The sequence below is a fragment of the Dactylosporangium sp. NPDC049140 genome (genome assembly GCF_040648435.1).
The window spans coordinates 81,043-91,153 of record NZ_JBEZDS010000048.1 but is presented as its reverse complement, the minus strand read 5'-3'; the positions used below and the strand labels follow the sequence as shown (position 1 = coordinate 91,153).

The 10,111-nt window shown below is 72.2% G+C and carries 9 protein-coding genes and 1 pseudogene; all 10 read left to right on the top strand.

Annotated features, from left to right (window positions below):
• The first annotated feature begins 313 nt into the window (after positions 1-313).
• On the top strand, positions 314-1,234 hold the full coding sequence (locus AB0B76_RS46850) for an AEC family transporter (RefSeq protein ID WP_360388840.1): 921 nt from the start codon (positions 314-316) through the stop codon (positions 1,232-1,234).
• A 279-nt stretch (positions 1,235-1,513) separates the two neighbouring features.
• Positions 1,514-2,155, top strand: coding sequence for a helix-turn-helix domain-containing protein (locus AB0B76_RS46845; protein WP_360388837.1), 642 nt, complete (start codon positions 1,514-1,516; stop codon positions 2,153-2,155).
• A gap of 10 nt (positions 2,156-2,165) precedes the next feature.
• Positions 2,166-2,609, top strand: a complete 444-nt coding sequence (locus AB0B76_RS46840) for a DUF3291 domain-containing protein (protein WP_360388834.1) — start codon at positions 2,166-2,168, stop codon at positions 2,607-2,609.
• Between the two features lie 50 nt (positions 2,610-2,659).
• Positions 2,660-4,099, top strand: a complete 1,440-nt coding sequence (rimO, locus tag AB0B76_RS46835; RefSeq protein WP_360388832.1) for a 30S ribosomal protein S12 methylthiotransferase RimO — start codon at positions 2,660-2,662, stop codon at positions 4,097-4,099.
• Positions 4,096-4,656 (top strand): annotated as a pseudogene (gene pgsA / locus AB0B76_RS46830) (CDP-diacylglycerol--glycerol-3-phosphate 3-phosphatidyltransferase); the annotation flags it as partial. The gene rimO and the pseudogene pgsA, both read left to right, overlap by 4 nt.
• 495 nt (positions 4,657-5,151) lie before the next feature.
• Positions 5,152-5,649 (top strand): CinA family protein, encoded by a 498-nt coding sequence (locus AB0B76_RS46825; protein ID WP_360388829.1) that lies wholly within the window; start codon positions 5,152-5,154, stop codon positions 5,647-5,649.
• 95 nt (positions 5,650-5,744) lie between these two features.
• Entirely contained in the window at positions 5,745-6,230 is a 486-nt protein-coding gene (locus AB0B76_RS46820; protein WP_360388826.1) for a helix-turn-helix transcriptional regulator, read from the top strand.
• Between the two features lie 201 nt (positions 6,231-6,431).
• Positions 6,432-8,246 (top strand): substrate-binding and VWA domain-containing protein, encoded by a 1,815-nt coding sequence (locus tag AB0B76_RS46815; RefSeq protein WP_360388823.1) that lies wholly within the window; start codon positions 6,432-6,434, stop codon positions 8,244-8,246.
• Between the two features lie 30 nt (positions 8,247-8,276).
• Positions 8,277-9,101, top strand: a complete 825-nt coding sequence (locus AB0B76_RS46810) for a hypothetical protein (protein ID WP_360388820.1) — start codon at positions 8,277-8,279, stop codon at positions 9,099-9,101.
• Positions 9,102-9,243: 142 nt separating this feature from the next.
• Positions 9,244-10,098, top strand: coding sequence for a PspA/IM30 family protein (locus AB0B76_RS46805; RefSeq protein WP_360388818.1), 855 nt, complete (start codon positions 9,244-9,246; stop codon positions 10,096-10,098).
• Positions 10,099-10,111: the final 13 nt, after the last annotated feature.

Sequence of the window (10,111 nt, the reverse complement as noted above, 5' to 3'; positions counted from 1 at the left end):
ATGGTGTTCTGGTCCTGGTCGGTGAGGGTGATCGACATGGTGGGCGCTCCTTCGTAGCGGTTGTTGTGCCACCACCATGCGGGCCGCCGCTGACATGGGGCGGTCAGCGCCCTGACACGGGTCGGGGTTGCTGTGGCGGTGGCCTCCCTCGGTGGCGCGGCCATGGCGGTCCTCCGGGCGATTGACTAGCGTCTGGGCGATGGCGCGGACGGCCGTTTGGGCTTTGCGGGGTGCGGGCGCTGCGGCGGCTCGTTTCCCGATCCTGGTCCTGATCCCGGTCACGGTCGCGGTCACGGCGCGGGGAAGCCGGTAGGTGCTCGCCGCCTTCGTGCCGATCTGGGCGCTCACGGCCGTCGGGTACGCGGCCGGGCGGAGCAAGGTGCTCGGGCCCGCCGCCGTCGATGTGCTCGGCCGCTTCGTCTTCTACGTGGCGATGCCCGCGGCGCTGCTCAACACGCTCACGCGGCAGCCGATCGGCGGCCCCGCGGGTAAGGCCGTCGCCGCCTTCTCGATCGCCACGCTGGTCATCGGCGGCGCCGGCTTCTGCGCGGCGCGGTGGGTGTTCAAGCGGCCGCTCGCGGAGCAGACCATCGCGGGCATGGCCTGCGGGTACGTCAACGCCGGCAACCTCGGCATCCCCGTCATGGTGCAGGTGCTGGGCAACGCCGGCTTCATCGCCGTGGTACTGCTGATCCAGACCAGCATCCTCACGCCGCTGATCCTGGGCACGCTCGACGTCGCACAGAGCGAGCACGCGACCGGGCGGTGGCGGCGGCTGCTCACCGTGCCGCTGCGCAGTCCGGTGATGCTCGCCTGCCTCGCCGGCGTCGTGCTCGGCGCCGCCCACGTGCACCTGCCCCGCCTCGTGGGCGACGCGGTCGCGCTGCTCGGGAACGCGGCGGTGCCGTCGGCGCTCGTCGCGCTCGGGCTGTCGCTGGTGCCGCGGCAGGGCAACGACGGCGAGGCGCGGAGGCCGGTGGAGGTGGCGCTGGCGGTACTGCTGAAATCGCTCCTGCAGCCCCTGCTCTGCTTCGTCCTGGCGCGCCTCGTCTTCGGGCTGACCGGGCCGGCCCTGGTCGCGGCCGTGCTGTGCGCGGCCCTCCCGACGGCGCAGAACACGTTCGTCTTCGCGCGTGCGTACGCAGTGGACGGCACCTTCGCCCGCGACGTCATCGTGGCGTCGACCGGCCTGTCCATGGCGACCCTGACGATCGCGGCGACGCTGCTGCTGTAGCGGGTCGAGCGCGCCACGCCACGCCCCGCGCGGTCGCGACGGCGCCGCTGGTGCGCAGGCCTGGGCGGCATGTCGCGCGGTCGCGGCGACTTTGCTGGTGTGGGGGTGTGGGCGGTGTGTCCGCGCGGTGGCGGTGCTGGTGGTGTCTGGGGTGGGGTGTCCGCCCGGGGCTGGGCGTGGTCGGGCCTGTCCGCGCGGCGTGGGACGCGCGCGCGGTGTGTCTGAGCTCGGCGTGGTGACGCGCGACGGTGGGGGCTGGCTGCTGCAATAGTTGGAGCCGTGCCGGACGAGCAGATTGATGCCCTCGGGGCGCTGGCCGATCCGCGGCGGCGGGCCGTGTACGAGCACGTGGCCGCGGCCGGGGGCGCCGTCAGTCGGGATCAGGTGGCCGAGGCGCTCGGGATCGGGCGCACGCTCGCCGCGCACCACCTCGACAGGCTCGCCGAGGCCGGGCTCCTCGACGTGGCGTTCGCGCGGCTCGGGGGGCGTAGCGGGCCCGGGGCGGGGCGGCCCTCGAAGTTGTACCGGCGCTCCGCGGCCGAGCACTCCGTGAGTCTTCCGCCGCGCGGGTACCGCGTCCTCGCCGAGGTCCTCGCGGAGGCCGTCGACGAGGCGGGGATCGAGCCCGCGCTCTACGCGGCCGCGCGGCGTACCGGGGCGCGGCTCGCGGGCGGGTCGGTCGAGGAGACGCTGCGCGGGCTCGGGTACGAGCCGTACGCCGATGGCGACGTGTGGCGCCTGCGTAACTGCCCGTTCGACTCCGTGGCGCGCGCGCATCCGGGCGCCGTCTGCGGGGCCAACCTCGCGCTGCTGCAGGGTGCGCTCGGGGGCGGGGCGCGGATCGATCCCCGGCCCGAAGGGTGCTGTGTGGTTGTCGATCGAGACCCGGACGGTACTAAAAACAATGGAAGTTTGCTTTAGACTGCCGCCTATGACCGCTCAGCTTGCTCAGCTCAACGTCGGCGTGCCCGTGGGGCCGCGCGACGACCCGCGCATGGCCGGCTTCTACGCCGACATCGACCGGATCAACGCGGTTGCCGACGAGTACCCCGGCTTCGTGTGGCGGCTCGTGGACGACAGCGGCGCCGACGCCACCTCTTTGCGGCCGTTCGGCGGGGACCTGATGGTGAACATGTCCGTCTGGACGTCGTTGGAGGCGCTGCGCGAGTACACCTTCCGTAGTGGTCATCTCGACGTTCTGCGACGACGCCGGGAGTGGTTCGTCCCCCTGGGCGAGCCGCACATGGTGCTGTGGTGGGTGCCGCCTGGGCACCGGCCGGGCCTGGGCGAGGCCCGCGAACGCCTTGAGCTGCTGCGCGGTGGCGGGCCGACGCCGAAGGCGTTTACGTTCCGGGACGTATTCCCGGCTCCGTGAGGCCGGATCCGCTCCGCAAAATGTCAGCCCCGGTCGGTACCCTCGACAGCATGTCCACCAACGCTGACCGCCGCGTAGCCCTGCTCACCCTGGGCTGTGCCCGCAACGAGGTGGACTCCGAGGAGCTCGCCGCCCGGCTCGCCGACGGCGGGTGGTCGGTGACGACCGACGGTACCGACGCCGACGTCGTGCTGGTGAACACCTGCGGGTTCGTGGCCAAGGCCAAGCAGGACTCGATCGACACCCTGCTGGCCGCGTCCGACACCGGCGCCAAGGTCGTGGCGACCGGCTGCCTCGCCGAGCGCTACGGCGAGCAGCTCGCCGGCGAGCTGCCCGAGGCCGACGCGGTGCTCGGCTTCGACCACTATCCGGACATGGCCGCCCGCCTGGACGCGATCCTGGCGGGCGAGACCATCCCGTCGCACACCCCGCGCGACCGGCGCACGTTGCTGCCGCTCACCCCGGTCGCCCGCCGGGAGGCGACGGTCGTCACACCCGGACACCTGCCGGCCCACCTGCGCGGGGTGATGCGGCAGCGGCTCGACCAGGGGCCCGTCGCGCCGCTGAAGCTGGCCAGCGGCTGCGACCGCCGGTGCGCGTTCTGCGCCATTCCGTCCTTCCGCGGGGCGTTCGTCTCCCGCACGCCGGACGAGATCCTGGCCGAGGCCGAGTGGCTCGGCGCCAACGGCGTGCGCGAGCTGGTGCTGGTGAGCGAGAACTCGACCTCCTACGGCAAGGACCTCGGCGACCCCCGCCTGCTGGAGAAGCTGCTGCCGCAGCTGGCCGGGACCGCCGGGATCGTGCGGGTGCGCGTGTCGTACCTGCAGCCGGCCGAGACCCGGCCCGGGCTCATCGAGGCGATCGCCACCACGCCGGGCGTCGCGCCCTACTTCGACCTGTCCTTCCAGCACTCCAGCGAGCCCGTCCTGCGCCGCATGCGCCGCTTCGGCTCCACCGAGCGCTTCCTCGACCTGCTCACGGCCGCGCGCAAGCTCGACCCGGAGGCGGGCGCCCGTAGCAACGTCATCGTCGGCTTCCCCGGGGAGACCCGCGAGGACGTCGACGAGCTCGCGCGCTTCCTCACCGAGGCCCGGCTCGACGCGATCGGCGTGTTCGACTACAGCGACGAGGACGGCACCGAGGCGGCCGGGCTGCCGGACAAGGTCCCGGCGAGCACGGTCAAGAAGCGGTACGACTGGATGAGCGCCCTCGCCGAGGAGCTCTGCGCCCAGCGCGCCGGCGACCGCGTCGGCTCGATCGTCGACGTGCTCGTCGACACCGTCGAGCGCCACCCCGACGGCGTCGACGTCGAGGGCCGCGGGGCCCACCAGGCCCCCGAGGTCGACGGCTCCACGACCCTCGTGGCGGGCGGCAACCTCGACCCGGCGTCGCTGCGCCCCGGCGACCTTGTGCGCGCCAAGGTCGTCGAGAGCGTCGGCGTCGACCTGGTCGCGACCCCGACCGAGCTGCTCAGCCCGGCGGCGCCATGACCTCGGTCAAGCCCCCGCCGCTGCTCAACGCGGCGAACGTCCTCACGGTCGTGCGCATGGTGCTCGTGCCGGTCTTCGTGCTGTGCGTCGTGGCCAGCCGCATGACCCACGACGCCTGGCAGGTCGCCGCGGGCTTGACCTTCATCGTGGCCTGCGCCACCGACTACGTCGACGGGTGGATCGCCCGCGCGCACAACCTCGTCACCTCCTTCGGCAAGGTCGCCGACCCGATCGCGGACAAGGCCCTGACCGGCGCCGCGCTCGTGCTGCTGTCCTTCTACGACAAGCTGCCCTGGTGGGTGACGGCGGTCATCCTCGTCCGCGAGTGGGGCGTCACGGCCCTGCGCTTCTGGGTCATCCGGCACGGGGTCATCCCCGCGAGCCGGGGCGGCAAGGTGAAGACGGCACTGCAGATTCTGGCGATCGGCTGGTACCTCACGCCGCTGCCCCATGGCCTCGCGCAGATCGGCCCGTGGCTCATGTTCGCGGCCGTCGTGGTGACGGTGGTCACCGGGGCCGACTACGTCCTGCGGGCGATCCGGCTTCGGCGGGCGTCATTGGCCCGCGGTGGGGGAGCGGTGTTACCGGTGCCCGGAGCGGCGCCGGCCGTGGCTCCGCAGGCGGACGAGCCGGTCGCCTGAGGGTAGTTCGACCGATTTGTCCGGCGCGCGGGCGAGCCCTGAGCGTGACGGGCGTGCAACGGCTGCCGCGTCGACGGGCGGGCGGTTCTGGCCGTGGCCCGACTCGACGGGTGGGTTGTCGATCGACCCTTGTGCGGCGTCGGCTCGACGGGTGGGTTGTCGATCGGCCCTTGTGCGGCGCCGGTCGTGGCCCCGCCGGTGGTCGCGTCGTGGACAGGTCCTGGTGCGCCTGCGGCCCGCCGTGGTCTCGCCCACGGGTGATTCGACCGACATGTCGGGCGCTCCGCGCCGCGACATGTCGGATTTTTCGCCTGTCAGGGTATTCACCGGATTGCACGGTGATTGAGGTGGAGGCGGCGGCGGAGTAAAGAGAGGGGAGCGGTTGTCGCTTTCGTCGCGGAAGGAACTCGGGTGGACACGGAGCGGGCGGGCGCGATCCTCGCGGCCCTCAAGGAGCGCGGCGAGACCCTCGCCGTGGCCGAGTCGCTGACCGGCGGGCTGCTCGCGGCGGCCTTCGTCGAGGTGCCAGGGGCGAGCCGGGTCTTCCGGGGCGGGATCGTGGCGTACGCGACAGAGTTGAAGGCGAAGCTTCTCGGGGTACCGCCGCCGCTGCTTTCTTCGCACGGGCCCGTCGACCCCGCCGTCGCTGCGGCGCTGGCGGCCGGGGCTCGGGAGCGGTGCGGCTCGGACTGGGCGGCCGCCACGACCGGGGTCGCGGGACCGGACTCACAGGCTGGTCAGCCGGTCGGCCGGGTGTACGTCGCGGTGGTCGGGCCACCGGCCGCGCACGGCGAGCCGGACCGGGTCGAGGTGCGGGAGTTCACCCTTCCGGGCGACCGGGCGGCGGTGCGGTGCGGCGCCGTCGAGGCCGCCGTGAGGCTGCTCGCGGAGACCCTGGCTGTCTTATAACGGCGGGGCAGGGTGTCGATCGGCTTCGCACCAGGTACCGTGACGGGTACCAGTTTTTTCGCGGTCTTGCCAGCTGCGTCAGAGGGGGTGCCACCGTGCTGCTTCGTCGGGTGATCGGTGACGCGCTGCGAGCGCGACGGCAGGCCCAGCACCGGACCCTTCGTGAGGTGTCAACCGCGGCGAACGTGAGCCTCGGATACCTCTCGGAGATCGAGCGCGGCCAGAAGGAGGCGTCCAGCGAGCTGCTGGCCGCGATCTGTGAGGCCCTGGGCGCCGCGTTGTCCGAGGTGCTGCGTGATGTGAGCGACACCCTGGCCCTGGCCGAGGACCTGCCGCCGGTGCTCGTGCCGGTCGGCGCGCCCGAGCCCGTGCCGGACTCCGGTTCGGGTGAGGCGGTCCCCGCGGCCGACGCGTCCGCCGACGGCCCCCAGGCCCGGCTCGTGCGCGGTGCGCCCAAGGCGAAGGTCGCCGCCGATGCCAAGCTTTCGGTGGCGGTACGCCACGATGGTCCGCTGCGGACCACCCTGCGCGCGACGCGAGGCCCGGCCGACCGCGAGCGCGACGTCGTCTACGCCGCCTGAGCTACTCGGGGCACTCGGCCGCCCGCCTGAAGCCTCGTAGGCACCGGGTCGCCGCCTGAAGTCCTGGAGGCACCCGGCCGCCGCCTGAGCGGGCCGGGGCAACGCGGCGCGGCTTGATCGGGACTCGACGCGCTCTGCCACACTGGTGCCGCGCCCACGGGGGCGCGGATCACAGTACGGCAGCGCGGAGGCGAACGACCCGTGAGCTACCCGAACCGGCGGCGCAACCCCCTACCGATCATCATCGCCGCGGTGATCGGGGTGTTCGCGATCTGCGGCGTGTACCTCTTCCTGGCCAACCGCGGCGACGACGGCAACGACTCCAAGGCCGACTCCCCGCGCCGTGAGGGCTGCACCACTCTGAACATCACCGCGTCCAGCGAGAAGGCCGCGCTGATGACGGAGTTCGCGAAGAGCTACATCAAGTCCGACCGGCGCTTCGACGGCAAGTGCGCCGACCCCGTGGTGCAGACGAAGGCCTCCGGCGCGGCGCTCGAGGCGCTCGCGACCGGGTGGGACGTCAAGAAGGACGGGCCGCAGCCGGCGGTCTGGACCCCCGCGTCGGCGTCGTGGGTCGCGCTGCTCAAGCAGCGCCTGGCCAGCGGCGACAAGGGCGGGCTGGTCCCCGACGGCAAGCTCCCGATGATCGCGCAGTCCCCGCTGGTACTCGCCATGCCCAAACCGATGGCCGAAGCGCTCGGGTGGCCGGACAAGCCCATCGGCTGGGGCGACGTCTTCGGGCTGATCAACGACCCGAACGGCTGGGGCTCCAAGGGCCACCCGGAGTGGGGCCGGTTCCGGCTCGGCAAGACCAACCCGCACTTCTCCACGTCGGGTCTCAACGCCACGGTCGGCGCGTACTTCGCCGCCACCGGGCGCTCGACCGACCTCACCGACAAGGACCTCGCCGACCCGAAGGTGCTGCAGTACGTCAAGTCGGTGGAGTCCAGCGTCGTGCACTACGGCGACACCACCCTGACGTTCCTGTCCAACCAGCTCGCCGCCGACCAGGGCGGGCGCGGGCTCAACTACGTCAGCGCCGTCGCGGTCGAGGAGAAGTCGGTCTACGACTACAACACCGGCAACCCGACCGGCGACCCGGCGCTGGCCGGCAAGGGGACCAAGCCGCGGGTGCCGCTCGTCGCGATCTACCCCAAGGAGGGCACGCTGGTCAGCGACCACCCGTACGTGGTGCTGACCAACGCCAGCGACGAGCAGAAGGCCGCGGCGGCCGACTTCCTCGCCTACGTACGCGACGGGGCGCAGCAGAAGCGCTTCACGGACCTGGCCTTCCGTACCTTCGAAGGCAAGGCGGGCTCGGCGGTCACCCGCGACAACGGGCTGCTGCCGGACGCGAAGTTCACCGTGATCGACCCGCCGTCGCCGCAGGTGCTCGAGAAGGCGCTGAGCACGTGGGACGCGCAGCGCAAGCGGGCCAAGGTACTGCTTGTGGTCGACGTCTCGGGCTCGATGAACAACGACGCCGGCAACGGCCAGACCCGCATGCAGCTGGCGAAGCAGGCCGCGCTGCAGTCGCTGACGCTGCTGGCGCCGGACGACGAGGTCGGGCTGTGGACGTTCTCGACCGAGGTCGCGGGGGCCACCACGCCGTACACCGAACAGGTCCCCGTCGCCGGGCTCTCGGGCAACAAGGCGAAGCTGGAACAGGTCATCAACTCGCTCAGCGCCGAGGGCGGCACGGCCCTGTACGCCACCACGCGGGCCGCGCAGCGCAAGATGGTCGAGTTGTCCGACCCGAGCCGGATCAACGCCGTCGTGGTGCTCACGGACGGCAAGAACGAGTACCCGAAGGACAGCGACCTCGACGCCCTCGTCCGCGACGTCGACACGTCGGACAAGGAGATCCCGGTCCGCGTGTTCACCATCGCCTACGGCGGGCAGGCCGACATCGGCGTGCTGCAGAAGATCTCCTCGGCCTCGCGCGCGGCCGCCTACGACGCGAGCGATCCGACGACGATCAACAACGTGCTCGTGAATGTCCTCAGCAACTTCTGATCCTTCAACCGAAGGGGCACACTTACGGTCGTGGGCGTCAAGGAGCAGCTGACCGAGCCGTGGGGGCTCGTGGCCGCGGGCGTGCTCGGCGGGATGGGCGGCGCGGTCGCGGCCGCCCTCACCCCGGCGGGCCTGCTGGTCGGGGTGCCGGTCGGGCTCGCGGTCGCGGGCGCGGTGTACGGGATCCGGGTCGTCCTCGGCGTTCTCACCGACCGTGGCGGGTCCTCGCCCAAGCCGCTGTCCGCCGCGCCGCCGCCGAACCTGCCCGCGCCGCCGCGCGGTAGCGACGCCGAGCGCTGGCTCAAGCGCGCCGAGGCCGCGGTACGCACGCTGCGCCGGCAGGCGGAAGGCACCGGCGATCCGATCCTGCGGGGCCAGATCTCCGAGGTCGACGACTCGGCCGCCGGGGCCCTGTCCGATCTGGCGCGGTTCGCGGGGCAGGTGACGCTCATCGACCAGACGGCGTCGGGGATCAACACGCAGCGGCTGCGGCAGGACTACAACCAGCTGCAGCGCGGGCTGTCCGGCCTCGCGCCGGGTCCGTTGCGCGACGAGCGGGAGCGGGCTCGGCGCGCGGTCGCGGACCAGCTCGACGTCGGCCAGCGGCTGCGTGAGGCCCGTGAGATGCTGCTGGCCCGCATGCAGTCCGCGGTGCTGGGCATGGAGGGCCTGGTGGCCCGGATGGCGGAGCTGGTCGCCCTGCACGCGACTACGGTCGGCGGCGCGCCACTGACCGCGTCCAAGGTGGCGGAGCTCACGAACGATCTTGAGGGCCTGCGCGCGGGCCTGGCCGAGGCCGAGCGGCTGTCGCGCTCGGCCCTCTCGGGCGGGGATGTCCCGGGCCCACAGCCCTGAGATCCCCCTGACTTGTGTCCGCAATGTACGGGTCTGGCGCGAATTTTCGGGGGGTTGGCCTCCAACCGGGCGTGACGCTCTAGCGCGAGCCTGACACGATAGAAGCCGCACGTTCTTGTGCTGGCCGAGAGAGGACCGCGAGATGGCGAATCCGTTCGCTAAGGGCTGGAAGTACCTCATGGCGCTGTTCGGTGCCAAGATCGACGAGTACGCCGATCCGAAGGTGCAGATCCAGCAGGCGATCGAGGACGCGCAGCGTCAGCACCAGGCGCTCGTGCAGCAGGCCGCGGCGGTGATCGGCAACCAGCGGCAGCTGGAGATGCGGCTGTCCCGGCAGATGTCCGAGGTCGAGAAGCTGCAGGGCTCGGCCCGTCAGGCGCTCGTGCTCGCCGACAAGTCGCGTGCCGAGGGCGACGAGGCCAAGGCCACGCAGTACGAGCAGACGGCGCAGGTGTTCGCCACCCAGCTCGTCGCCGCCGAGCAGGGCATGGAGGACCTCAAGTCCCTCCACGACCAGTCGCTCAACGCCGCCGCCCAGGCGCGTAAGGCCGTCGAGAACAACGCCATGATGCTCCAGCAGAAGCTCGCCGAGCGCACGAAGCTGCTCAGCCAGCTCGAGCAGGCCAAGATGCAGGAGACCGTCGCCAAGTCCCTCGAGTCGATGAGCGGCCTCGCCGCCCCCGGCAACACCCCGTCGCTCGACGAGGTGCGGGAGAAGATCGAGCGTCGGTACGCCAACGCGATGGGCCGCGCCGAGCTCGCCTCGAACTCGGTGGAGGGCCGCATGCTCGAGGTGCAGCGCTCGACCCTCGACATGGCGGGCAGCTCCCGGCTCGACCAGATCCGCGCGAGCATGGCCGGCGAGCAGCTGGCCGCCGCGCCGGAGACGCCCGCCGTCGCGTCGACCGGGACCAAGGACGCCAGCGTCTCTCGGCTCGACGAGATCCGGGCCAGCATGAAGGACAAGCAGGCGGGAGACTCGGCCAGCGCGGGCTGACCGGGGACGGGGG

Excerpts from the sequence above, each read along its gene's own strand:
- rimO (WP_360388832.1), top strand. The coding sequence starts at position 2,660 with ATGTCCACCAACGCTGACCGCCGCGTAGCCCTGCTCACCCTGGGCTGT.
- AB0B76_RS46805 (WP_360388818.1), top strand. The coding sequence starts at position 9,244 with ATGGCGAATCCGTTCGCTAAGGGCTGGAAGTACCTCATGGCGCTGTTC.
- AB0B76_RS46840 (WP_360388834.1), top strand. The coding sequence starts at position 2,166 with ATGACCGCTCAGCTTGCTCAGCTCAACGTCGGCGTGCCCGTGGGGCCG.